At 68.2% G+C, this 24,677-nt stretch carries 21 protein-coding genes; 16 read left to right on the top strand and 5 right to left on the bottom strand.

All coding sequences use genetic code 11. The features are described 5' to 3' along the window. Positions 1 to 16 precede the first annotated feature (16 nt). Complete coding sequence (gene trpD, locus O3I_RS11660; RefSeq protein WP_014983113.1) at positions 17 to 1,072, top strand: anthranilate phosphoribosyltransferase; 1,056 nt, start codon at positions 17 to 19, stop codon at positions 1,070 to 1,072. A 200-nt stretch (positions 1,073 to 1,272) separates the two neighbouring features. Further along, positions 1,273 to 1,602: a hypothetical protein gene (locus tag O3I_RS11655; protein ID WP_141692281.1), complete on the top strand. Its 330-nt coding sequence runs from the start codon at positions 1,273 to 1,275 to the stop codon at positions 1,600 to 1,602. A 4-nt stretch (positions 1,603 to 1,606) separates the two neighbouring features. On the opposite strand, the gene O3I_RS11650 is transcribed toward O3I_RS11655, so the two are convergent. Next, positions 1,607 to 1,882: an Lrp/AsnC family transcriptional regulator gene (locus O3I_RS11650; protein WP_014983111.1), complete on the bottom strand. Its 276-nt coding sequence runs from the start codon at positions 1,880 to 1,882 to the stop codon at positions 1,607 to 1,609. Between the two features lie 104 nt (positions 1,883 to 1,986). After that, complete coding sequence (locus O3I_RS11645; RefSeq protein ID WP_014983110.1) at positions 1,987 to 4,173, bottom strand: DEDD exonuclease domain-containing protein; 2,187 nt, start codon at positions 4,171 to 4,173, stop codon at positions 1,987 to 1,989. A 620-nt stretch (positions 4,174 to 4,793) separates the two neighbouring features. Here O3I_RS11645 and O3I_RS11640 point away from each other — a divergent pair. The 13 genes from O3I_RS11640 (at position 4,794) to O3I_RS11580 (ending at position 19,048) form a co-directional block, all read left to right on the top strand. Then, positions 4,794 to 5,363: a C40 family peptidase gene (locus tag O3I_RS11640; RefSeq protein WP_014983109.1), complete on the top strand. Its 570-nt coding sequence runs from the start codon at positions 4,794 to 4,796 to the stop codon at positions 5,361 to 5,363. Positions 5,364 to 5,623: 260 nt separating this feature from the next. Next, positions 5,624 to 6,652, top strand: a complete 1,029-nt coding sequence (locus O3I_RS11635; RefSeq protein ID WP_014983108.1) for an NlpC/P60 family protein — start codon at positions 5,624 to 5,626, stop codon at positions 6,650 to 6,652. Between the two features lie 455 nt (positions 6,653 to 7,107). Further along, a complete protein-coding gene (locus tag O3I_RS11630) occupies positions 7,108 to 8,103 on the top strand; it encodes a hypothetical protein (RefSeq protein ID WP_014983107.1) in 996 nt (331 codons plus the stop codon). Positions 8,104 to 8,262: 159 nt separating this feature from the next. Then, on the top strand, positions 8,263 to 9,390 hold the full coding sequence (locus O3I_RS11625; RefSeq protein WP_014983106.1) for a glycosyltransferase family 4 protein: 1,128 nt from the start codon (positions 8,263 to 8,265) through the stop codon (positions 9,388 to 9,390). 124 nt (positions 9,391 to 9,514) lie between these two features. Beyond that, positions 9,515 to 9,898 (top strand): hypothetical protein, encoded by a 384-nt coding sequence (locus O3I_RS11620; RefSeq protein WP_014983105.1) that lies wholly within the window; start codon positions 9,515 to 9,517, stop codon positions 9,896 to 9,898. Between the two features lie 41 nt (positions 9,899 to 9,939). Beyond that, positions 9,940 to 10,377, top strand: a complete 438-nt coding sequence (locus O3I_RS11615; RefSeq protein ID WP_014983104.1) for an SRPBCC family protein — start codon at positions 9,940 to 9,942, stop codon at positions 10,375 to 10,377. Continuing rightward, complete coding sequence (locus O3I_RS11610) at positions 10,374 to 11,657, top strand: ArsA family ATPase (protein WP_237748363.1); 1,284 nt, start codon at positions 10,374 to 10,376, stop codon at positions 11,655 to 11,657. Before O3I_RS11615 ends, O3I_RS11610 begins: the two co-directional genes overlap by 4 nt. Then, positions 11,647 to 12,351, top strand: coding sequence for a hypothetical protein (locus O3I_RS46265; protein ID WP_014983102.1), 705 nt, complete (start codon positions 11,647 to 11,649; stop codon positions 12,349 to 12,351). Before O3I_RS11610 ends, O3I_RS46265 begins: the two co-directional genes overlap by 11 nt. Continuing rightward, on the top strand, positions 12,348 to 13,355 hold the full coding sequence (locus tag O3I_RS11600) for an ROK family glucokinase (RefSeq protein ID WP_014983101.1): 1,008 nt from the start codon (positions 12,348 to 12,350) through the stop codon (positions 13,353 to 13,355). Before O3I_RS46265 ends, O3I_RS11600 begins: the two co-directional genes overlap by 4 nt. Before the next feature lie 342 nt (positions 13,356 to 13,697). Continuing rightward, complete coding sequence (locus tag O3I_RS11595; RefSeq protein WP_014983100.1) at positions 13,698 to 14,423, top strand: lysophospholipid acyltransferase family protein; 726 nt, start codon at positions 13,698 to 13,700, stop codon at positions 14,421 to 14,423. A 567-nt stretch (positions 14,424 to 14,990) separates the two neighbouring features. Beyond that, on the top strand, positions 14,991 to 16,556 hold the full coding sequence (locus tag O3I_RS11590) for an alkaline phosphatase D family protein (protein ID WP_014983099.1): 1,566 nt from the start codon (positions 14,991 to 14,993) through the stop codon (positions 16,554 to 16,556). Between the two features lie 51 nt (positions 16,557 to 16,607). Further along, the gene (locus O3I_RS11585) at positions 16,608 to 17,885 is read left to right on the top strand and encodes an FAD-binding oxidoreductase (RefSeq protein WP_014983098.1); all 1,278 of its coding nucleotides are present in this window, start codon (positions 16,608 to 16,610) and stop codon (positions 17,883 to 17,885) included. A 377-nt stretch (positions 17,886 to 18,262) separates the two neighbouring features. Beyond that, positions 18,263 to 19,048 (top strand): SDR family NAD(P)-dependent oxidoreductase, encoded by a 786-nt coding sequence (locus O3I_RS11580; RefSeq protein ID WP_014983097.1) that lies wholly within the window; start codon positions 18,263 to 18,265, stop codon positions 19,046 to 19,048. A 30-nt stretch (positions 19,049 to 19,078) separates the two neighbouring features. On the opposite strand, the gene O3I_RS11575 is transcribed toward O3I_RS11580, so the two are convergent. The 3 genes from O3I_RS11575 to O3I_RS11565 all read right to left on the bottom strand — a co-directional run bounded on the left by O3I_RS11575 (position 19,079) and on the right by O3I_RS11565 (position 21,150). Continuing rightward, the gene (locus tag O3I_RS11575; RefSeq protein ID WP_014983096.1) at positions 19,079 to 19,567 is read right to left on the bottom strand and encodes a hypothetical protein; all 489 of its coding nucleotides are present in this window, start codon (positions 19,565 to 19,567) and stop codon (positions 19,079 to 19,081) included. 75 nt (positions 19,568 to 19,642) lie between these two features. Further along, positions 19,643 to 20,059 (bottom strand): cytochrome c oxidase subunit 4, encoded by a 417-nt coding sequence (locus tag O3I_RS11570; RefSeq protein WP_014983095.1) that lies wholly within the window; start codon positions 20,057 to 20,059, stop codon positions 19,643 to 19,645. A 14-nt stretch (positions 20,060 to 20,073) separates the two neighbouring features. Further along, positions 20,074 to 21,150 carry a cytochrome c oxidase subunit II gene (locus tag O3I_RS11565; protein ID WP_014983094.1) on the bottom strand — a complete coding sequence of 359 codons (1,077 nt, stop codon included), beginning with the start codon at positions 21,148 to 21,150 and terminating at the stop codon, positions 20,074 to 20,076. A 469-nt stretch (positions 21,151 to 21,619) separates the two neighbouring features. Between O3I_RS11565 and asnB the strand changes: the two genes are divergently transcribed. Then, positions 21,620 to 23,563: an asparagine synthase (glutamine-hydrolyzing) gene (asnB, locus tag O3I_RS11560; protein ID WP_041562564.1), complete on the top strand. Its 1,944-nt coding sequence runs from the start codon at positions 21,620 to 21,622 to the stop codon at positions 23,561 to 23,563. The last annotated feature ends 1,114 nt before the right edge of the window (positions 23,564 to 24,677 follow it).

The following is a 24,677-nucleotide window of genomic DNA, read 5'->3' as shown; positions in this document are numbered from 1 at the left end:
ACGGGAGTAAGAGAACATGCGTAGCTGGCCACAGGTACTCGGAACCCTCGCCGACGGCGACGACCTGGCGGCAGCCGACACGGCATGGGCGATGGACGAGATCATGTCGGACAACGCCACCTCCGCGCAGATCGCCGCGTTCGGTGTCGCGATGAAGATCAAGGGGCCCACGCCCGCCGAGCTGGCCGGCCTCGCCACCGGCATGCTCGACCACGCGCGACTGGTGCACATCGACGGGGACGCGGTCGACATCGTCGGTACCGGCGGGGACCGTTCCGGGTCGGTGAACATCTCCACCATGTCCTCGATCGTGGTCGCCGCGGCCGGGGTGCCGGTGGTCAAACACGGCAACCGCGCGGCCTCCTCCAAGAGCGGCGGCGCCGACGTGCTCGAGGCGCTCGGGGTGAAGCTCGCGCTCGGGCCGGAGTCCGTCGCGCGGTGTATCCGCGAGGTCGGCATCGGTTTCTGCTTCGCGCCGGCCTTCCATCCCGCGCTGCGGTTCGCGGGCGCGGCCCGCAAGGAGATCGGCATTCCCACCGTCTTCAACGTGCTCGGGCCGCTGACGAACCCGGCCCAGCCGCGGGCCGGACTCATCGGCTGCGCCTTCCCCGACCTGCTGCCCGTGATCGCTGGCGTGTTCACCGAACGCGGCGGCAGCGCACTGGTGGTGCGCGGCAACGACGGGCTCGACGAGATCACCACCTCCGACACCACCGCCGCCTGGGTGGTCTCGGGGGGACGACGTCGCGAAACCACCATCGACCCGACCCGCCTCGGCATCCCGCGGGTCGATCTCGCCGCGTTGCGCGGCGGGGACGCCGAGGTCAACGCCGGGGTGGCCCGCGATGTCCTGGCCGGCCGCACCGGTCCGGTCCGCGACGCGGTCCTGCTGAATTCCGCCGCGGCCATCGTCGCCTACGACTTGTCCCAGGGCACAGTCGATTTCGACACCGACGTGCACGACGCACTGGCCACCGGGCTGACCCGCGCCGCCGAGGCCATCGATACCGGTAACGGGGCCGCACTGCTCGAGCGGTGGACGAAGCTCACCGTCACGCTCGGCGACCGCTGACTTATCGGTCACTTGATCACCAGGTAATGGTGGCGGACGACGATGCCGCCACCATTACCTGGTGATCGCTTGCCCAGGGGTGCGATTTGGTAGCTGAGGGACATAAGACCTGTTCAGCGGACTAAGGTTGCAGGCGGGGCCGACGCGGTGGCGTCGGCGTGCACGGCAGACCACGCGCGCGACACTCCCAAGCCAACTCGATGAAGGGCAGGCGTCTCACTCCGGAAAAGGAGCACAGCATGAAGCGCAGCTGTTCCGTATTACTGGGCGTACTGGCGACAGCGGGATTGGCCGCCGGCGCGCCGACCGCATCCGCCATCTCGGGCACCGTATCCATCAACGGCACACCGTATGCCGATCCGTCCGGCTGCATGATGGTCGGCGACGGAGGACCGATGTCCATCGAGAACAACACCGAAGGCACGGTGACCGTGTTCACCCGCGCCGACTGCGACGAAGGTGACGTGACCGGGGTGATCGGTGCAGGGGCTAGCGGTACCTTCCCGGGCAAATCCGTGATCGTGAGCTGAGGGGCTACTCCCCCAGCGAGAACCCGGCCTCCACATCGGCGCTCGAATACGACTTGAACGCGATATGCGTGATGGTCCGCGCGACGCCGGGCGTCTTGTCGATCCGTCCGGTGACCACGTCGGCGATCTGCTCGTGGTCGCGCACCCGCACGATCGCGATCAAATCCACATCGCCTGCGCACGAGTACACCTCGGCGACCCCTTCGGTATCCGCCACCGCCTGCGCGGTCTCCGGAATACGCCCGTTGTCGGCGTCGATAAGCACGATCGCGGTAATCATGGGATCAGCGTAGTGCGCGCCACCCGCCGCCCCCACCCCGCCACGTGACCCTTCCGCCGACCCTGCCGGACCCCGCCCAGAAGGTACGGAACGAGGCGATCCCTTCACCGCTCCTTGTACTCCTCCTCCACCGACCGGCTCCGAGCCGCGACATCCGCCACCTCCGCCCACCCCAACCAGCGTCCCGCCCCATACATCGGTTCCCGATACCCCTCCGTACTGCGCACAATCCGCACCCCCGCCCGCGCCAACCACCGCGCCACCAACGCCGCCTCCTCCGGCGAAGCGCCCCGCAACGGCGGCACATTGATCGAAACCCACTCCCCCGCAGCCGCAGCGCCGGGCACACCGACGGTGCCATCGACTCGGGCCGGCGAACCCGAATCGGCCGACTCGACTGTTGTGGATACCCCTTCGGAGGAAGTGGTTCGGACCGCCGAGGTCAGAGCCATGGCGGTGGTCGAGTGGGAGGCCGAGGCCGCATAACCCGCTGACAGTTGGGACGCGCCCCCGCTCTCGACGTCAGATCTCGGCTGAGCCGGGGGCACCTGAGGTCCGGCGGCGGCCCGTGCAGCGACTTCAGCGCCGGGCAAATCGGCGGTCCGGCCCGAGGTCAGGGCCATACAGTCCGCTGACGACCGGCCCGCGGCAGTCCGGCCCCTGGCGTCGGATCCCGGCCGAGCCGGGGGCGCCTGGGTTTCGGGGGCGGGTGGGGCTACTTCGGGAGTGGGCGATTCGGGGGGCACTCCCCCTTCGGGGATCACGGTTTCGGCGGCGGCGACGAGGTGTTCCACCACGGGCATGGGTGGGACGCCGCGGGGGGCAGTGCCTGCGGCGGCGAGGCGGCCGTAGCGGATGACGGAGAATTCCCAGCCGCCCGCGCCGTCGGGGTGGGCGGTGACGAGTTCGGCGATGCGGGCGACGGCCGCGAGGCGCTGGGTGCGGTGCAGGGCGCGGATCACCGCGACGGTGCGGTCCCGCAGTCGCGCGGCGGCCTCGAAATGCTGGGCGCGGGAATGGGTTTCGATGCGGTCGAGCATGGCGCGGACGGGTGCGTCGGAGCGCCCGGTGAACAGGGCGCGCACGAGCGCGGGAGCGGGCGCGTATTCCTCTGTATTAATAGGAGTCCCCGGCACGGCGGCGGGACAACCGCCGACGACCGCGGGCGGGCACTCGTGCGTCCCGCGCCGGGGCAGGCGGGTACTGCAGGTCCGCAGGCCGGTGAATTCGGCGATGATCAGCGCGAGGTCGGCGGCATCCATCCGAGAGTTGAAGGGCCCCAGCGCGTCTCGGTTCGGCGTGCGAACGACGGCGAACCGCGGGAACGGTTCGTCGGTGAGCGTGAGCCACCAGGCCCGCTTGGGAAACTTGGAACGCCGGTTGTAGGGCGGGGTGTGCGCGACGAGCAGTCGCAGCTCCCGCACCCCCGCTTCGAGGGCGTGCGCGCAGACCACATGGTCGACCCGGGTGGCGAGGGCGACCATTTCTTTCATCCGCCCCCGGGTTTCCGACCCGGTGAAGTAGTTGCGCACGCGGCGGCGCAGATTCACCGCCGTGCCGATGTAGAGGACTTCGTCGGATGGTCCGCGGAACAGGTAGACGCCGGGCGCGGCAGGCAGGTCCGCGGCCAGGAAACGCTTGGCGCGCTGGCGGGGTGTGACATCGGGCAGGTAGTCGACCAATTCGGTGAGGCTGTGCACGCCCTGGTTGCCGACCCGGCCGATGAGCGCGTGCAGCACGTCGACGGTCGCGCGCGCGTCGTCGAGGGCGCGGTGCGTCGGTTGCGTACTCGCGCCGAGCAACTGGGCGAGCACGCTCAACCGGACCGAGGGCGCCTCGTCCCGGCCGAGTACGCGCCGGGCCAGCTTCACCGTGCACAGCACTGTCGCGGACGGCCAAGGGGTCTCGCACTGGGCCGCGGCGGCCCGCAGGAACGCCATGTCGAACCGCGCGTTGTGCGCGACCAGCACCGCGCCCGCGGCGAACTCCAGGAAACCGGGCAGCACGGCGTCGATCTTCGGCGCCGCGTACACCATCGCGGTGGTGATGCCGGTGACCTGGACGATCGCCGGCGGCACCGCCCGTCCCGGGTTGACCAGCGTCGCGAATTCGCCCAGCACTTCGCCGCCACGCACCTTGACCGCACCGATCTCGGTGATCGCGTCGGCGCCGGGACTGGTGCCGGTGGTCTCCAGGTCGACCACCACGAAGGTGGTGTCGTAGAGGGGCGTGTCGAGGTCGTCGAAGACCAACTGCTGAGCTGCGGCCTTGCGCGGAGCGGGGACGGACACGGGCTGGAGCGTAGGCGGTGGGTCCGACAAGGACGGGTCCACGCAGCCGCCTACTTCCGCGCACGCGAAAGCCGCAGAGAATGTCCGAATTACTCTGTGGGGATTTCGTTTTGTTACCCATGAAACGATCTAGAAAGCCAAAAAGTGGCGTAGATCACATTGTTGCATAAACCGTATCAACGGGTCCGGCGTGTCCCACAGCCCGGGCGCGCCGTCAGCGGCGTGCTGTGACCGATCACAGCGAGACTGCCGACCGACCAGTCTCGAAGCTGGAGATGTCCGCGATATGAACGCAACGACCTGGGGAAATGTCCAATTCGTACACACTCCGCCGACCCGCGGACGCACCGAAGCGGACCGCGGTAGCGACCCAGACGCTCAACCGAGGCGGTGCGCCGTTATCTTTTCGTGATTGCTGGGACATATCTCACATTGATTAAGCGGAAATTCACACACGCGCACACAATTCGCCGAAGTCCGACTTTACAAACCACCGTGATGTGTTCGTAACCTTTTCGAGACCTCACGGAGTCCGCCGCATCGAACCCGGTGCGAACGACACGAAGTCCGCGGCACCAGTCAGGGTGCGGCGTCGTGGGGCAGATTGGGAGTACCGCATCATGACGACCGAATCCGTCAAGCGACAGGCGCAGCGCGCCATCGCCGCCGGGGCCGTCGGCGCTGCCACCATCGGCGCTTTCCTGCTTCCGGCCGCCCCCGCATCGGCTCAGCCGGTGACCATCCCCGGCGTCGGAACCTTCGAGGTGCCGAACGAGATCCAGATTCCGCAGGGCATCCCCGGCATCGAGCTGCCCGCGCAGCCGCTGCCCTTCGTCGCCCCGAAGCGGACCATCGGCGAAGAGGCCCTCGACGCCGCCATGACCAAGCTCGGCGCCCCGTACGTGTACGGCGCCGCGGGCCCGAACGCCTTCGACTGCTCCGGCCTCGTGAAGTGGGCCTACGCGCAGGCCGGCCTGGAGCTGCCGCGCACCAGCGGCGCCCAGCTGTCCGCCGGCAGCCCGGTCTCGATGGACGACCTGCAGCCGGGCGACCTGGTGTCGTTCTACGGCGGCGGCCACTCCGGCCTGTACGCCGGCGACGGCAATGTCGTGCACGCGTCCACCTCCGGCACGCCCGTGCAGGTGGCGCCGATCTCCTCGATGCCCATCGCCGGAGCCCGTCGCTTCTGAGAAACCGCTGGTCGGGCCGTACGTTGCGGCCCGACCACCGGACGGCGGCCGTGATCGTTTCGTTCTCTACTGGACACAGACCCAGGCCGTTCCGTAACCTAATCGAGACCTTCTGGATTTACCCGAGGCGCGCACTCCGCAAACCTCCGTTCCCCCGGAAGGCGTTGCGTCGGTTCAACCAGATCGAGAGAACAGGGGCACGGCAGCCTGTGGCAGCACACCGGAGACAGGGCACGCTGAGACTCGACACGAAACGTCTGGTGGGTGGCGCGTTGGCGGCCGGGGTACTGGCCACCACCACCGTCTACGGCGCGGGCCCGGTCGGCGCCGAACCGGTCGCCCTACCCGCGACCGCCGCCGACGCCGTGCAGCGGATGATCGACCTGTCCCGCCAGTCGGAACAGCTCAACGAGCAGGCACTCAACGCCCAATCCGACCTGGACACCAAACTCGGGTTGCAGCGTGAGGCCGACGCGAAACTGGCCGCCAGCACCGATCAGGTGAACCTGGCCCGCGACGAAGTGCGCAAGTATCAGCCGATCATCGACCGCACCGCGATCGCCGCCTATCAGGGCGCGCGCACCAACCGGTTATTCGCCGTCCTGGTCAGTGATTCTCCGCAGCAGCTGCTCGACCAGATGTCCACGCTGGACGTGCTCGCCGCGCAGACCTCCGATCAGCTCGCGCTCTACAAGAAGGCCACCGACGCCGCCGAGGGCGCGGAAGCCGATGCCCGCCGCGCCTCCGACGAGGCCCGTGCCGCCGCCGACAAGGCCGAAACGGTGCGTGGCGAGCTGGAACGCAAACGCAGCGATCTCAGCGGAGCCATCGTCCAGGTGGTGCAGGCGTGGACCGGGTTGTCCGCCAAGGACAAGTCCGCGCTCGCCGGCCCCGCCTTCCCACCCGGCTTCGACCGCGACACCCTGCTGCAAGGCTTGGTGCCCGGCAGCGGCACCAGCGCGCTGGCCGCGAGCCTCACCCGCATCGGCGACCCGTACGTCTGGGGCGCGACCGGACCGCACCAGTTCGACTGCTCCGGTCTGGTGCAGTGGGCGTTCAAACAGGTCGGCAAGGACGTGCCGCGCACCAGTTCGCAACAGGCGTCCTACGGCACGCCCGTCGCGCAGAACGATTTGCAGCCCGGCGACGTCGTGTTCTTCTACAACGACATCTCCCATGTCGGCATCTACGCGGGCAACGGACTCATGGTGCACGCCTCCACCTTCGGTGTCCCGGTCGCGGTAGCCCCCATCAGCACCACGCCGTACCACTCCGCTCGGCGATACTGAACAACCATGAGTGGGAACGCCTACCCGTCTCCCACCGCCGACCCCGAGCGCGACCCCATCCGAGGCGGTGCGATGAGCAGACCCAGTACGCAACTCGTGCACGCCTCGCGCACAGACCCTCACCGAGTCCAGCTGGGTCGCGCAGATGCCGCCGTGTGTGGCGCCGAGCGCCGACGGGGTCGAACCAAGAGCGCACATCATGCGCCGACGCACCTCGCGCCTGGTGAAGTCGAGCACCGACGCGGTGGCACCATGAACGAACCCGATGCGTGAGCCATGCACCGGCCGTGCCTGGTGGAACCGAACAACGGCGAGGTGGAGCCATGAGCAAACGCGATGCGCAGATCATGCGCGCCTCGCGCATGGTGGCATCGAGGTCGGCCGGTGATTGACCCCCGGGCGCGAATCATAGGCCGTCGCACCTCGGGCATGGTGAGGTCAGACGAGGTGCGGCCATGAGTGGCGCGGGGCGGTTGCGGGCGTGGTGGTCGGCGCGGCGGCGCTTCGAGTTCGTGCTCACCGTCACGATGGTGGTGGCGCTGACCGGATTCTGTGGCGCGCTGGTGCTGTTGCCGAACACCGCGCTGCCCAGGCCGCAGAGTGCGCAACAGCACGAGGCGGTCGGTCAGGCCACCGCCACCGATCCGCGGCTGGCCGAGATCCGGCGCAGTATCGAACCGTTCGGCACGATCGTCGCGCATCAGGTGCCGACCGGTGACGGGCAGCAGTCCCTGGTCGTCGGCCATCCGGCGCAGCGCATCGAAATGGATGTCCTGGAGCAGGCACTCGGTGCCGCGACCACCGCGGTGACCGATGTGTGGGGGCCGGGCTGGCCGCAGTCGACCGTGGTCGTCGTCGCCTCCTCCCCCTCCGAGTTCGCCGGGCTGGTGCACGCGGGCGCCACCATGTCCGCGGAGGTCGCCGCCGCTTCCGTGGCCGACCCGTACATCCCTGGCACCCCGCCCACCGGTCAGCGCATCGTCTTCAGTCCGGACGCGGGCCGGCGCCTCGATCCCGAGGGCCTGCGCACCCTGCTCCGCCATGAACTCACCCACATCGCCACGCGCGCCGAAACCCGCGACGGCGCACCGCTGTGGATGTTGGAGGGTTTCGCCGACTACGTCGCCCACCGCAACCAGGGCCATCCCTTCACCGACGTCGCCCCGAGTCTCACCGCCCGCACTCGCCTGCAGGCCCTACCGTCCGACCTCCCGGCCGATGCCGACTTCACCGGCCCCAAAGCCGCTGCGGCATACGAGCAGGCGTGGTCCGTCTGCGCCTACGTCGCCGACAGATACGACCAGCCCCGTCTCGTCGAGCTCTACCGCCGCCTGGCCGCCGCCCAGCAGACCCCGGCCACCGAAGACGACATCCTCCGCACCGTCCTGGGCACCTCCCGCCCCGACTTCATCGCCGCCTGGCGTGCCTGGCTCGCCACCCAAGTCAACTGATCCCGCGATCAGGAGGAATTGGTGGCGTTCGCCTCTCGCGCGATGCCGCCACCATTTCCTCCTGATCAGCCGACCGATCGCGACGCGCACGCATCGGGTCCGCGGGCCGCGTACCCGCCGCGCGCAGGCGCGGCGCAGCCAACCCAGTAGGTTGTTCGCATGGCCCGAACTCTGCTGGTGACCAACGATTTCCCGCCGCGGCCGGGCGGTATCCAGTCCTATCTGCATGCCCTGGCCGGTGAGCTGCCGCCCGATGATCTGGTGGTTTACGCGCCGCGCTGGCGCGGGGACAGTCATCTGAAATTCGATGCCAAGCAGAAATTCCAGGTGGTGCGCCATCCCACCACGCTGATGTTGCCGACCCCGCTGGTGCTGCGCCGGGCCACGCGGCTGCTGCGCAGCGAACAGTGCGACACGGTGTGGTTCGGCGCGGCCGCCCCGCTGGCTTTGATGTCGCCGGTGCTGCGCCGGGCGGGCGCGGAACGGATTCTCGCGAGCACGCACGGCCACGAGGTCGGTTGGTCGATGCTGCCGGGCGCCCGGCAGGCGCTACGTCAGATCGGCGAACACACCGACGTGATCACCTACGTCAGCAAGTACACGCGGCGCCGGTTCGCGTCGGCGTTCGGCCCGAATGCCGCGCTGGAGTATCTGCCGCCGGGCGTGGACACCGACACCTTCCGGCCCGATCCGGCCGCCCGCGCCGAATTGCGCGCCCGCTACGGCCTCGACGATCGGCCGACCATCCTGTGCCTGTCCCGCCTGGTCCCCCGCAAGGGTCAGGACATGCTGATCATGGCCATGCGCGAGATCCGTGATCGGGTGCCCGGCGCGATGCTCGTGATCGCGGGCGGCGGACCGTACGAGGAGAAGCTGCGGCACTTCGCCATCGCGCTCGGCGTCGCCGAGGACGTGGTGTTCACCGGCCGAGTGCCCTCCGGCGAGCTCGCCGCCCATCACACGCTCGCGGACGTTTTCGCGATGCCGTGCCGCACCCGGGGCGCGGGCTTGGACGTGGAGGGTCTCGGCATCGTCTATCTGGAGGCCTCGGCGTCGGGGGTACCGGTGGTCGCGGGCCGCTCCGGCGGTGCGCCGGAAACGGTGGTCGAGGGCGAAACCGGGCGGGTGGTGGACGGGCGTTCGGTGCAGCAGATCACCGATGCCCTGGTCGACATCCTGTCCGACCCCGATTCCGCCGCCCGCATGGGCGCCGCGGGCCGGGCCTTCGTCGAGGAGCGCTGGCGCTGGGACAGCCACGGCGCCCGGCTGCGCCAACTGCTGCGATGAGCGGGTGGACCGAGGCCCGAGGTGCGCGAATGAGCGCTACTGCGGCGCGGCTACCCGAATCGGATACGCTCACGGTTGTGAGCGAAGGAACCGCGCCGAGGGGCGCACGCGGCGAGGTGCGGGCATGAGCGCTATCCAGGTCGCCGACCAGACGTTCATCGCCGCACCGGGCGTCGCCGTCGCGGATTTGCTGGCCGCGTCGAACAATTGGCGCCGCTGGTGGCCGGATCTGACCTTGATCGTCCGGGAAGACCGGGGCGACAAGGGAATCCGCTGGACCGTGGCCGGCGCGCTGACCGGAACCATGGAGGTCTGGTTGCAGCCCGCGCTGGACGGGGTGATCCTGCACTACTTCCTGCACGCCGAACCGCAGCCCGCACTGGCGCCGAACAAGCTGGCCGCCGCCAATCGCGCACGCCGGGTGGCGGGCAAGCACATGTCCTTCGAATTGAAGTCGCGACTGGAGGCCGGTCGCCCGGCGGGCGTCGCGCCCGCCCACGCCTCTTGACGCTCACCCAGCACCGACGCTGAAAGGAACCGCTGTCCGCCATGGCCGACAGGACCCAGAGGTCGATCATCATCGAGGCCCCGTCGCAGCAGGTGATGTCCGTCATCGCCGATCTGGAGTCCTACCCGGAGTGGGTCTCGGCGGCACAGTCGGTCGAGGTACAGGAGAAGGGCCCGGACGGCCGGGCCCGCACCGCGCGGTTCGTGCTCGACGCGGGGGTGGTCAAGGACAGCTACGTGCTCGCCTACACCTGGGCCCCGGACAACAAGTCGGTGAGCTGGCAGCTGGTGAGCGGCGAACTGCAGAAGGCGCAGAACGGCACCTATGAACTCATCGATCAGCCCGACGGCAACACCGAGGTCGTCTACACCCTCACGGTCGATCTGAACATCCCGATGATCGGCATGTTCAAGCGCAAGGCCGAGAAGGTGATCACCGATACCGCGTTGAAAGAACTGAAGAAACGGGTCGAAGGCTGACGACACACACGACCCGGGTCGAGCTGTTCATCGGCAAAGGCGGGGTAGGCAAGACGACACTGGCGTGTGCCACCGCCATGTCCTACGCCAGGGCGGGCCGCCGGGTGCTGATCGCGTCGCTCGATCAGGCGCATTCGCTGGGCGATGCGCTCGGGTTCCGTTTTCCGCACGATCCCGGCACGGTCGCGGGGATCGCCACGGTGCTGCCCGGGCTCGACGTGATCGAAGTGGATTCGCTTGCGCTGCTGGAGGATCGGTTCCGCGAGGTGGTGCGGATGCTGTCCCCCGGCACCGGCCACGATCACGGCGTCGACCTGGCCGCGCTCGACCCGGCCGAGCTGACCGGCCTGCCGGGCGTGCAGGAACTACTGATGCTGGTGGAGATCACCCAGTTCGTGCACGAGGACGACTGGGATGTGGTGGTCGTCGACTGCCCGCCCTCGGCGGACATGCTGCGCATCGTCACCGCGCCGGACACGCTGCTCGGCTATCTGGAACGGGTGTGGCCGGCGCACGCCCGCGCGATGAGTTCGGTCGGCACGGACCTGCGCCGCGCGGTACTCGCGGCGACCGTCGAACGGATCGTCGAGGCGGTCACCGAGGTCCGCGACCTGCTCGCCGACCATCACCGCACCGGAGCCCGCCTGATCACCGTCGCCGAACGGGTGACCCTCGCCGAATCCGAACGCGTCCGTTCCGCCGCCGCCCTGCTCGGCCTGCGCCTCGACACCGTGGTGGTGAACAAGGTGCTCCCCGCCCTCGACGGCGCCGCGGACATCGATCATCCGGCGGCGCGCTGGTACGCCGATCGACGTGACGAGCAACTCACCGCGATCACCGAGTTACGGCGCGCGATGCCGGGTATCCCGGTGCTGATCGCGCAGCACACCGGACCCGAGCCGATCGGCCTGACCTCCCTCACGGCGCTGTCGCACGCGGTGGGCTCGGACGGGGACGCTGCCCTTATGCTGAGCGACAGTCCGGCGGAGGTTGACGGGAGTTCCGGCGAACCGGTGGTTCGATGTGAATCGGGCAGCGGCCTGCACGCGATATACACATTGCGGATGCCACTGCCCGTGGTCGACGCGACAACGCTGCGACTTGGCCGAGTGGAGGACGATTTGATCGTGGGAGCGGACGGTGTCCGGCGGCGAGTGCGTCTGGCGCCGGTATTGCGGCGGTGCACGGTCGACGGTGCCGAACTCGACGGCGGGCAACTCGTGGTGCGGTTCCGCCCCGACCCGCAGCTGTGGCCGGAAAGCGGCGGCGATGAACGGTGATCGAAGCACCGGCTTCTTCGGCCGGGTCACCGGTCGAGGCGGAGACCGCACGCACGAAACCGACGTCCGCGCACAGGGCGACGCAGACGAATCCGTCGACGCGCGCGCACAAGGCGGCACGAGCGAATCGACCGACGCGCGTGCACAGGGCGGCGCGGGCAATCCACGCAGTGCGAGCGACTCCCGTAGTGCGGGCAGTGCGGGCGACCCACGCAACGCGGGCAACGACACTCGCGCCCACGGTGCCACCCAATCCGGCGCGCAGCCGAAAAACGGCCCCTACCAAGGTGATCCGGGCGACGGCTTGGCCGAATTCGCCGCGGAACTCAAACTGCTCGCCGAAGCCGTGCTCGAGCGGGTGGAGCCGGTGCTGCGCCGGGCCGCCGACGGTCAGGTGGAGTGGTCGAGTTGCGACTGGTGCCCGGTCTGCGCCGCGGCCGCGCTGGTGCGCGGGGAACATCACGAGGTGTTGCAGAGCGTGGCCGATCACGGCACCGCCATCGTCACGGTGCTGCGCGAGGCGCTCGCCGGTGTGCCGGTCGACCCGGTGATGCCGGAGCACGATCACGCTGCGCCGCACCGTGATTCCCCCGCATCGCCGCACGATGCCACCGCCGGGCGTACGGAAGGCCGCGCGGGACAACGCCCGTCGCGATCCCGTTACGTCGCTATCCCAGTGACGATCAAGGCATGACGCACCGGCTGTCAGGTGCGCGACCGCTGACTGTCGGAATCGACGTCGGCGGCACCAACATTCGCGCATCGGTGATCGACAACAGCGGCGAGGTGCTCGACACTGTGCAGGCGCCGACCCCGCATTCGGCCCGGGCACTCGAGGACGCCCTCGCCCGTTCCGTGCGTGAGCTGTGCGACCGCCATCCGATCGGCGCGGTCGGCCTCGCGGTCGCCGGGTTCATCACCGCCGACCGCACCACCGTCCGGTTCGCCCCGCACCTGCCGTGGCAGGACACTCCGGTCGCACAGCGGCTCACCGAACGCCTCGAGCTGCCGGTCATTCTCGAACACGACGCGAACGCCGCGATGTGGGCCGAATATCGGTTCGGCGCGGCGGCGGGCGGGCACAACGTGGTGCTCGTCGCGATCGGCACCGGGATCGGCGCCGCGCTGCTGATCGACGGCCGGCTCTATCGCGGAACACACGGTGTCGCACCGGAACTCGGCCATCTACAGGTCGTGCCGGAGGGCCGGGCCTGCCCGTGCGGCAAACGCGGCTGCTGGGAACGGTATTGCAGCGGAACAGCTCTCGCCGATACCGCGATCGAGATGCTGGCCACCGATCCGGTGCGCTCGGTGCTCGCGAAGGACGTCTATCGCGATCCCGGTTCGCTGACCGGGCGCCGGGTCGCGGGCGCGGCCCAGGACGGTGACCCGCTCGCGGTGCGGGTGATGGCCGATTTCGCGCGGTGGCTCGGCCTCGGGCTCGCCTTCGTCAGCGATATCTTCGACCCCGACCTGGTCGTCATCGCCGGCGGCGTGAGCAGTTCGGCCCCGCTGTTCCTGGACGAGGCGCGCGAGGAGTACGCCCGCGCCGTCACCGGCGCGGGCCACCGCCCGCTCGCGCGGATCCGCACCACCCAGCTCGGCGAAGCCGCGGGCATGATCGGCGCCGCCGACCTCGCCCGCGCGGCGCTCATCGAGAGCGAGCACAAGAACTCCAGGGTCGCGCGCAGCCGCTGACCAAGATCACCAGGTAATGGTGGTGGCTTCTCGGCCGATGCCGCCAGGATTACCTGGTGATCTCGAAGCGATCCGTGCTCGGTCGACCCAGGACGCACATTCCACGTTTCGTGGCGCGCGCCAGTGGTATTCGAAGAACAGAAGATCTGCTCGGTCACCGATGACCACGATTCCGGTGGCCGGCAGTCCCGCTATCGGGCTTCGATTACAGCGCACCCGCTCGCGCATGGCAGAGTGTGGTGAGATTAGCCGCTGCGCTTGGATGTGATCTGCAACCAGCGGTAAAGTCGGCAACTGACGCAGGTGTGCCCGCTTCGATCCCGGTCCCGGGGGAAGGACGTCATGTTCTACTGGCTGCTGAAGTACTTGCTGCTGGGACCGTTCATGCATCTCTACAATCGGCCCACGGTCGAAGGTGTGGAGAACATTCCGGCCGACGGTCCGGCAATCATGGCGGGTAACCACCTTTCCTTCGCGGACTGGTTGTTCGCGCCGCTGCTCTCGCCGCGCCGCATCAACTATCTGGCGAAGGCCGAATACTTCAACACGCCCGGCGTCAAGGGCGCGTTCCAGAAGTGGTTCTTCACCACCACCGGCCAGTTCCCGATCGACCGCACCGGCGCCGACGCCGCCGAGGACGCGCTCAACGCCGCCCGCAAGCTGCTCGATCAGGGCCGACTGGTCGGCCTCTACCCCGAGGGCACCCGCTCCCCCGACGGTCGCCTGTACAAAGGCAAGACCGGCCTGGCCCGTCTCGCGCTGGAAACCGGCGTCCCCGTCATCCCGGTCGCCGTCATCGGCACCGACGACGTGAGCCCGCCCGGACCGTTCCGCTGGCGCCGCCGCAAGGTGACCGTCAAATTCGGCACCCCCATCGACTTCTCCCGCTACGACGGCATGGGCGGCAACCGCTTCGTCGAGCGCGCCGTCACCGACGAGGTCATGTACGAGCTCATGCAGCTCAGCGGCCAGGAATACGTCGACGTCTACGCCGCCAGCCTGAAGAAGAACGTCCCCAACGGCAGCGCCCGCGAAACCACCCGAATCCCGGACACCGCAGCCAGCTAGCTCCCAGTGGAGGACTGCGTCCTTCTGTGGCATCGAAGCTATCGTCGGCGGAGAGCCTGCCCTGCTGGAATCCTCGCGTTCGAATGTCGCCAGTCGTTTCATCGGCTGGCGACATTTCGCGTTGTAGGCCCACCTCACGTGCCCGAAGGTCCTCGCGGACCCCTGAAATCACCACCACCACTGCCGAACTCCGCTCCTCGCGGTGCCCGCCCCGTTCCGGAAGCCCGCACCCCTTCTCGTTGTACGGCTCACCTCGCGGCCCGAAGGTCCTCCGGGCTACATCGCGGACTGCGCCCCCTTCGCGATGCCCGCCATACTTTTCAGAACCCGCACCCCTTCTCGGGATTCGCACCCTTTGCGGGCGTCCAGAACGCGTGCGGATCCCGAGAAAGGGTGCGGCTGTTGCGATCCCGCGCTTACAGTCGGGGGTCGGATCGGTGGCTGGGAGGGCTTTCGCTTGATGGTCGTGAGGGGGTGGCGGGTACGCCACTCGCCGACAGTTTGCTCGCGTCGACTCGTTACCCCGGAGTTCATATTGCGTTGGGATAGCTGGGACAGGGTGATCCCATGACTGGTTCGACCTTCGGTTTCTCCCGGCGCACCCTGTTGCGCACCTCCGCGCTCGGTCTGGTGGCCGCTCCGGCATTGGCCGCGTGCGCCGCCAATGACGGGCCCGGCCTGGTGCGGCAGCGGCCGGTGCTGACCCACGGGGTCGCGGTGGGTGACCCGCGCACCGACGGCGCGCTGATCTGGGCCCGCTCCGACCAGCCCGCGAAGCTGATCGTGGAGACCGCGTCCACCGAATCGTTCACCAACGCAAAGAGGTTCGCCGGTCCCCTGCTCACCCCGGACAGTGACGGCACCGGCCGGGTGCGCGTCAACGGTTTGCCCGCCGGCCAGCAGGTGCACTACCGGGTGACGTTGGAGAACGAGAGCGGCGCCGTCTCCGAACCCGTCACCGGCGTGTTCCGCACGGTGCCGACCGGCGAGTCGGATATCCGGTTGCAGTGGTCCGGTGACGTGGTCGGCCAGGGGTACGGCATCAACCCGGATCTCGGCGGCATGAAGATCTTCTCCGCGATGGCCGCCCGCGACCCGCACCTGTTCATCCACTCCGGCGATTCCATCTACGCGGACAATCCGGTCAAAGAGTCGGTCACGTTGCCCGACGGGCGAATCTGGCGCAACACGGTGTCCGAGGCGAAGAGCGCCCCCGCCCAGACGTTGCAGCAGTTCCGTGGCAACTACGCCTACAACCTGACCGACCAGAACTACCTGCGCTTCAACTCCTCGGTCGCGCAGGTGGTGCAGTGGGACGACCACGAGACCGTCAACAACTGGTATCCGGGCGGCCTCGTCCCGGCGGCCAAGAACTACAACGAGCGCAGCATGGACACCTTGGCGACCCGGGCCTGGCAGGCGTTCCACGAGTGGATGCCGTTGGAGCCCAAGGAAGCCGTGGACGGCCGCCTCTACCGCAAGATCTCCTACGGTCCGCTGCTGGACGTCTTCGTGCTCGACATGCGCACCTACAAGGACACCAACGACGCGAACAACGGCCCCGAGGGCCGCATCTTCGGTGCGGCTCAGACGAAGTGGTTGATCGAGGGTCTGCGCGACTCGAAGGCGGTATGGAAGATCGTGGCGAACGATCTCCCGCTCGGCCTCGTCGTCAAGGACGGTGAACAACCGAATACCACCGCGTTCGAGGGGCCCGCCAACGGCGATCCAGGCGCCCCGTCGGGCCGCGAAACCGAGATCGCCCAGGTGCTCTCGGCGATGAAGGCGAACAAGGTGACCGACGTGGTGTGGCTGACCGCCGACGTGCACTACACCGCCGCACACCACTACGCCCCTGAGCGCGCGGCGTTCACCGACTTCGACGAGTTCTGGGAGTTCGTCTCCGGACCGCTCAACGCCGGCGCGTTCGGCCCGAACCCGCTGGACGGAACTTTCGGGCCGGAAGCCGTTTTCGTGCACGCGCCGCCGGTGCAGAACAGTTCCCCGCTCGATGAGTACCAACATTTCGGCGAGGTCCTGATCGACGGCAAGTCAAGGGAGCTGACGGTCAATTTGTGCGACGCGACGGGATCGGTACTGTTCAGCAAGCAACTCGCACCAACCGCCGGATAGCACCCGAGATCGGACGAGCGGCGGCGGCCGCGCTGTAGTAGCTTTCGTGCCATGAGCACGCCGCAGTTTGTCTCCGCCGAGGAGTATCTACCCCGCGATACCGCGGATGTCGTTCGCACGGTTCGGGATTCACGCGGCCGCGCGGAACGGCTGACCGTGCGCGGCGGGGAGCAACTGGACGACGGACTGACACTGCCCGCGCAGCCGACCGTGGTGTCGCTGCGCCGGATGAACCAGGTGCTGGACATCAACCTCGGCCGGCGGACGGTGCGCGTGCAGGCGGGCGCCAAGCTGTCCGATATCGATCGGCGGCTCGGCGCGCACGGGCTCGGCCTGCCGATCGTCGGCGACCACCGCGACATCACCGCCGGCGGTTTCGCCTCCGTCGGCGGGGTGAGCGCGGCCTCGCACAAGTACGGCATGTTCATCGACCAGGTCGTCGATCTGGAGTACGTCGACAACGACGGGCGGATCGGCACCTGCGGGCGCACCCACCACACCGAGCGGTTCCATCGCATCCTCGGTGCGGGCGGGCGCGCGGGCATCATCACCGCGCTCACCCTCGACGTGATCGACATCGACAAGGACCGCACCTGGCTCACCACCAACGCGGACCGGTTCCTCGACTTCGACTCCTTCGTGGAACACGCCTACGCCGAGATCACCCGGCCCGGCAACGCTGCGTTGCAGGTGGGACGCTGGGTCGACACCGCGCCGCTGAAGGTGACCCGCCCGGGTGGCGTCGGCCAGTTGCAACTGGGCACGGTGCGATTCGGGCAGTGGTCCACCCTGCATCCCACCACGCCGACCCGTTCGGTGCGGGCGCGGCGCGAGGTCGGTTCGCGGGCCCGAAAGTCCTTGGGCGTCATCGCCTCCGCCGCGAGCGGTCCCGCGGGCATGCCGCTGCGCAACGCGGCCGCGGGCGCGGTGCTCTTCGCGCCGAAGGTGCAGACCCTGCGCGACGCCGAATATCTCGCCGATACGGCGCTCAGTTCGTCCGAGCGTGGTCCCGCCTACCGGGTAGGTGTTTTCGCGCCGCTGTCGAGCTACACGTCGGTGTTCTACCGCCTGCACGATCTGTTCGCCGGACACCGCGAGCGCACCGGCTGCTTCACCGTCATCTCCGCGATGACCTACGGCGTCCGCTCCCGCTACCTGCGCTCCGAAGCCGCCACCCGCGGCCTCTCCCCCGAAGACCACGGCCTCATCACCTTCACCAGCCGCCTACGCCCCGCCGCCCTCCCCTCAGAACTCCTCCGCGACATCGTCTCCGGCATAGACGAAATCTGCCGCTCCGAAAACGCCCTGCGCTACGAGTCCCCGGAGTAGGCCCGACGCGGTCGGACCAACCCCACCAGCTCCCCGCCCCTTCCGAGGACCTGTCCACCAAACCAGGCCCTCAACGCCGAGCCCCGGAGCGGGCGATCTGTCGCAAGCCAGATGCGCCCGCCCACAGAGCTTGTCGACACCTCACACAACAACTTGCCGTGCGGCACGCCGACGCTCGGTGCGGGAGGTCTGTGAAGCGGCGCCGGGAGCAGGGTGGCGGGAGCATTCGCTCGATCAAGTCCATCAAACGGCTGGCAACCTTATACTGTGACCGGTCGCATATGTCGCCGGGAGGTTGCGGGGGCGGGCGGCTTCGGCACTGTCGGCGGGGTGCCGTGCGTGTGTTCAGTCGTTCGCATGTGAAGGTTGCTGTGCCGATGCCCGAATTCCGTACTGCCCCGGTCCGATTCATAGATCGCAAGCGTGCCCATCCGCCGGAATCGCTGGCGGGACGCCGGGTTCTGGTCACCGACGCGTGTTCCGATATCGGCCGCGCCACCGCGCAACTACTGGCCGCCCAAGGGGCGCAGCTACTTCTGGTGGCTCGGCGCGGCGACCAGTTGATCGCCGCCTGCGAGGAGATCCGCGGCGACGGCGGGGAGGCGCACTGGTGCCGCTGCGATATCGCGGCGCTCGGCGACGTCGACCAGCTGGTCACCTGGGTGCTCAGCGAATTCGGCACCGTCGACGTGCTGATCAACAACGCGGGACGGCCCGTACGCCGCCCGGTCACCCAGTCGCTGCACCGTTTCCGCGACTATCAGCAGATGATGGCCGCGAACTATTTCGGCCCGCTCCGCCTCACCTTGGGTCTGCTCCCGGCGATGCTGCGCTCCGGCTCCGGACATGTCCTCAACGTCGGACCGTGGAGCCCGCATATCGGCGCCGCACCGAATTTCGCGTCCTACGCCAGTGCCCAGGCCGCCTGGACCACCTTCGGCGACTGCGCCGACGCCGAACTGTCCCCGCAAGGCATCCAAGTCACCACCGTCCATTACACGCCCGGCCAACTCGATGAACCGGAGCAAGCAGCCCAACGCATCGAAACCGCCATCCACACCCGAGCCCCCCGCGTGGAACCCCGCTTCACCCGCACCCTCTACGCCCTCGCCGGCGTCGCCCCCCGCTCCACCGCCCGCCTGATGCACGCCTTCGGCATCTGACGAGAGGCGTCCGCCACCATCACCTGGTGATCAACTGTCCAGCCGCGGTCCCGTGTCCCGCGTCGACGCGTACATACAGTGCAGCAGATATTCGCTTGTGGTTTCGTCCGGTGCGAAGGTCAACTGCACCCCGCACGAGGTCTCGATGGTGGTCTGCGAGTCGAAGGTGAGCGGCGGAAACGGGTGCCATGGGCAGTCGTGCTCGTCGAGCAACGCCAAAGTCCGGTCCATCGGCAATACAACTACTCCACCTTGCACGGACCCGCCCCCGCCGGGCAGCTGGAATTCCGGTGCACGCCAACCGATTCGGTCCAAACCCAGCATGCGCAACTCGCCGTCGCCGATGTGCACCTCGACACTTTCCTCCCGCTGCAAAAAGTCCCTGAAATCGTCGGATTCCCGGAACGGCACACCGACCTCGCGCAGCGCCGCCACCAGTTCGTCGCCGCGCAGACCCAACCGCAGCGCCCCGATTCGACCGGTTTTCGCGAACGTGACGATCACGTCGATGATGTCCACGCGCCCAACCTAGGCGCGCACCGGAAACGACGAAAGCCCCCTCGGGCGAACCGAGGGGGCTTTCGCCGAACGGGCTCAGTGCTTTTCGGGGCCCAGGTAGTACTCGAACACCAGACCCGCGGCGGCGGCGAGGACGCAGACCACGCCGAGGCCGATCAGCCAGAACTGGAAGAAGGCCAGGCCGAGGGCGGTGATGGAGCCCGCGCCGGCGAGCAGGATGGGCCAGAAGCTACCGGGCGAGAAGAAGCCCAGATCGCCTGCGCCGTCCACGATCTCGGCGTCCTCGTAGTCTTCCGGCCGCAGGTCGAGGCGACGCGCGACGAAACGGAAGTAGGTGCCGATGATCAGCGACAGGCCCGCGGTCAGCACGATCGCGGTGGTGCCCGCCCACTCCACACCGGTACGGGACTGGCCGGTGAAGTAGCCGTAGATCACCGCGGTGATCGCGAAGAACAGCGTCAGCAACTCGAATATGCGCGCTTCGATCTTCATGTCAGATCAGTCCCTTACTTTGCCTCGGCCGCGGTCTTGGTCGTGCGCTCGGTGTTGAACGGCCGGGTCGACGTGGCGACCGGCGACTCACCGATGGACTCCAACGCTTCGGCGTTGGTCTTGCCCGCCCGGCGCGCATCCAGGTACTTGGTGAACTTCTCCGGCGAGACCGCGCGGACCTCGAAGTTCATCATCGAGTGGAAGGTGCCGCACATCTCGGCGCAGCGGCCGACGAACGCGCCTTCCTTCTCGATCTTGGTGATCTGGAAGACGTTGTCCGAGTGGTTTTCCTTCGGGTTCGGCATCACGTCACGCTTGAACAGGAACTCGGGCACCCAGAAGGCGTGCACCACGTCGGCGGCGGCCAGCTGGAACTCGATGATCTTGTTGGTCGGCAGTACGAGCACCGGGATCTCGGAGCTGGAGCCGTAGGTCTCGACCTTGTCGTAGTGCAGGTAGGACAGGATGTCGTTCTCCGGCTTGCCGTGTACCGGGCCCGGCTGCGGGTGACCGTCCTTGGTCCGCTCCTTGTACTCCTCGAGCTGCTCCTGGTTCGCGGCCTCACGCGTGGTGTCGATGCCCTCGAAGCGGTAGCCGTCCTTGAAGTTCACGTCGCGGTAGCCGAACTTCCAGTTCCACTGGAACGCGGTCACGTCGACGGTGACGTCCGGGTCGGCGACCTTCTCGTGCACGTAGTTCTGCACGACCACGGTGAAGTAGAACAGCACCGCGATGATGACGAACGGCACGGCCGTGTAGGTCAGCTCCAGTGGCACGTTGTAACCGGTCTGCCGCGGGAACTCCGGGGAGTCGGGCTTCTTGCGGTGGAAGACGACGGTCCAGAACGTCAGTCCCCACACGATCACACCCATCACCAGGGCGGCGATGATCGACCAGGTCCACAGTTCCCGCATCCGGGTGGCCTGCGGCGTGACACCCGAGGGCCAGCCGAACCGCAGCCAAACATTGTCGATCGAGCAGCCCGAGACGAGCAGCGCGGTGATCCCGAGGGACACCGCCAGCCCGGCCCGCCGAAGGATCCGGCCCCGCGAGGGTCGTGCCCCGATCTCTTCGCTCGCCTTGTGCGCCACGCTCACGCCTTCCTGGTCGCCACACATTCCGACATTTGCACCGCCGGGGCTGCGACCGCCCCGGCGATACGTTCTAAGCACATGTCAGGCCTCCCCGGTCGAGCGCGTGCGCCGCCTGAGAATGGCCTGAGTACTACGCAGCGTAGACCAAACGAGCGCCCCGTTTGTCGTCGGGTCGCATTCGACACTCCGCCGATCGCGCGCGGGCCAGGGTACCGGTCGTGTTCACCTGCGCGTCCGTCCCCGCGCACCTCGGCAAAAGCCCTGGACAGGGTGCGCGCGACGCGCGGAGGGGCGGCGTGCGGCATACTCGGACACAACATTTCGGCCGCTGTGCTCACCGCGAGGGCAGGCCCCGGCACGTCCCGGCACGACCGCTCGCGGCAGACACTGCGCGCCGCCCCCGCAAGACATTCGGGCGCCCCCGTCCGGGCCGCGCCCCTGCACGAGAAACGAGGTTGCCGACGCCGTGTGTGGACTGCTCGGGTTTCTGACATCTGACGAAGCAGCACCTGGCGTGGTCGAGCAGGTGTACGACGCCCTGCACTGCGTCCGGCATCGCGGCCCCGACGAGCGCGGCACCTGGCACGACGACCACATGATCTTCGGGTTCAACCGCCTGTCGATCATCGATATCGAGCACTCGCACCAGCCGCTGCGCTGGGGCCCGCCGGAGAACCGGGAGCGCTACGCGCTGACCTTCAACGGCGAGATCTACAACTACATCGAGCTGCGCAAGGAACTGGCCGAGGCGCACGGCGCGGAGTACGCCGGGGATTCGATCTTCCGCACCGAGGGCGACGGTGAGGCCGTCGTCGCGGCGTTCCACTACTGGGGTCCTGAGGCGGTGCGCAAGCTGCGCGGCATGTTCGCGTTCGCGATCTGGGACACCGAGACCAACGCGCTGTTCCTGGCCCGCGACCCGTTCGGCATCAAGCCCTTGTTCCTGGCCACCGGCCCCGGCGGGACCGCGTTCGGCAGCGAGAAGAAGAGCCTGCTCGAGCTGCTGGCCCCGCTGCAGCTGACCGACGCGCTCGACCCGCGCGCGCTGGAGCACTACACAGTGCTGCAATACGTGCCCGAAGCCGAGACCCTGCACAAGGACATCCGGCGGCTCGAATCCGGCAGTTACGCGACGGTGCGGCCGGGCGCGACGCCGGAGATCACCCGGTATTTCCACCCGCAATTCACTGTGCGTCCGTTCGCCGAAGGTGCGGCGGCCGCGCGCTACCGCGAGATCGCCGAGGCGCTCGAGGACTCGGTCGCCAAGCACATGCGCGCCGACGTCACCGTCGGTTCCTTCCTCTCCGGCGGCATCGACTCCACCGCCGTCGCGGCGCTGGCCATGCGACACAACCCGAAGCTGATCACCTTCACCACCGGGTTCGAGCGCGAAGGCTACTCCGAGGTCGATGTGGCCGCGGAGAGCGCCGAGGCGATCGGCGCCAGGCACATCGTGAAGGTGGTGTCCCCCAGCGAATTCGCCGCCGCCATCCCCGAAATCGTCTGGTATCTCGACGATCCGGTGGCCGACCCGGCGCTGGTGCCGCTGTACTTCGTGGCCAAGGAGGCGCGTAAGCACGTCAAGGTCGTGCTTTCCGGTGAGGGCGCCGACGAACTGTTCGGCGGGTACACGATCTACCGGGAGCCGTTGTCGCTCAAGCCGTTCGAGTACCTGCCCGGCGCGCTGCGCAGGTTGGCGGGCAAGCTGTCCGACCGCATCCCGGACGGCACCAGGGGCAAAAGCCTGCTGCACCGCGGTTCGCTCACTCTCGAACAGCGCTACTACGGCAACGCGCGCAGCTTCAACGACGCCCAATTGCGTTCCGTGCTGCGCGAATTCCGGCCCGAATGGACGCATCAGGACGTCACCGCACCGATCTACGCGCAGTCGCGCGGCTGGGATCCGGTGGCGCGCATGCAACACCTGGATCTGTTCACCTGGTTGCGCGGCGACATCCTGGTCAAGGCCGACAAGATGACCATGGCCAACTCGCTCGAATTGCGGGTGCCGTTCCTGGATTCCGAGGTGCTGCGGGTCGCCGAAGGGCTGCCGTTCGAGCAGAAGATCACCAAGGAAACCACGAAATACGCGCTGCGCCAGGCACTCGAGGGCATCGTCCCGCCCCATGTACTGCACCGCGCCAAGCTCGGTTTCCCGGTGCCGCTGCGGCACTGGCTGCGCGGCACCGAACTCTACGACTGGGCCCAGCAGCAGATCCTCGAATCACAGACCGACCACCTGCTGAACAAAGCCGCGATCAGCGACATGCTCGTCGCGCACCGCGCCGGCGGCGTCGACCACAGCCGCCGCCTCTGGACCCTGCTCGTCTTCATGGTCTGGCACGGCATCTTCGTCGAAGACCGCATCAAGCCCGATATCCAAGAGCCGGTCTACCCGGTCTCCCTGTAGATCACACGCGAAGTGCCCCTCCGCCTCCGGCCGCGGGGCACTTCGTCGTTCAGCGCACGAACAGCGCGATCAAAATGGCTCCCCCGCACCTATTCGCCCACCGCGCGCGTGTCCGTCAGCGGTGCGGACAGCCCGATCGACGCAGCTGCCGCGCACCAATCAGCCCGCCGCGCACCAATTAGCCCGCGGCGCACCAATTAGCCCGCGGCGCACCAATTAGCCCGCGGCGCACCAATTTGCTCGCCGCGCACCAATTCGCTCGCCGCGCGCGTGTTCGTCAGCAAACACGCGCGCAACCCGACAAAAAGTGCGCGGCAGCACAACTCACGTATTCCTGCTTGCCGCGTGTCCGCACGTCCGGCAACAATCGGCCGGAAACTGGCTGTGCGACACGCGTAACCCCAGATGCGCTCACGCCAGGTGATCCCCCGGGCCACGTGGATCCGGGCCACGCCCGCGACGCTGTGCTGAATCAGCCCGCCGCGCACCTATTCGCCCGCCGCGCACCAATTCGCCCGCCGCGCGCGTGTCCGTCAGCAAACACGCGCGCGGCCCGACAAAAAGTGCGCGGCGGCACAACTCACGTATTCCTGCTTGCCGCGTATCCGCACGTCCGGCAACAATCGGCCCGAAAGTGGCTGTGCGGCACGAGTAACCCTCGATACGCTCGCGCCGGGCGATCCGCCGGAACCCGCCCGCGACACTGTGCTGAATCAGCCCGCCGCGCACCTATTCGCCCGCCGCGCACCAATTTGCTCGCCGCGCGCGTGTTCGTCAGCAAACACGCGCGCAGCCCGACAAAAAGTGCGCGGCGGCACAACTCACGTATTCCTGCTTGCCGCGTATCCGCACATCGGGCAACAATCGGCCCGAAAGTGGCTGTGCGATCCCCCGGCCCTCGCCCGCGACGCTGTGCTGAACCAGCCCGCCGCGCACCTGTGCACTCCCGCAATTCGGGCGCGGCCTACCTCGCCCGGGTCGGCTGGAGTCGGCGCATCCGTGACGCAGGTCGTGCTCGTCAGTGCACGTGCCCGCCATCGCCTACCCGCACCGCACATCAGTTGGCGTGCAACGAGCCAATCCGTGCGACGCAGATCGCGCCCGTCAGTGCAAC

The organism is Nocardia brasiliensis ATCC 700358, assembly GCF_000250675.2.
GTDB classification, from domain to species: Bacteria; Actinomycetota; Actinomycetes; order Mycobacteriales; family Mycobacteriaceae; genus Nocardia; species Nocardia brasiliensis_B.
This window is presented reverse-complemented; position numbering and strand designations above follow the sequence as displayed.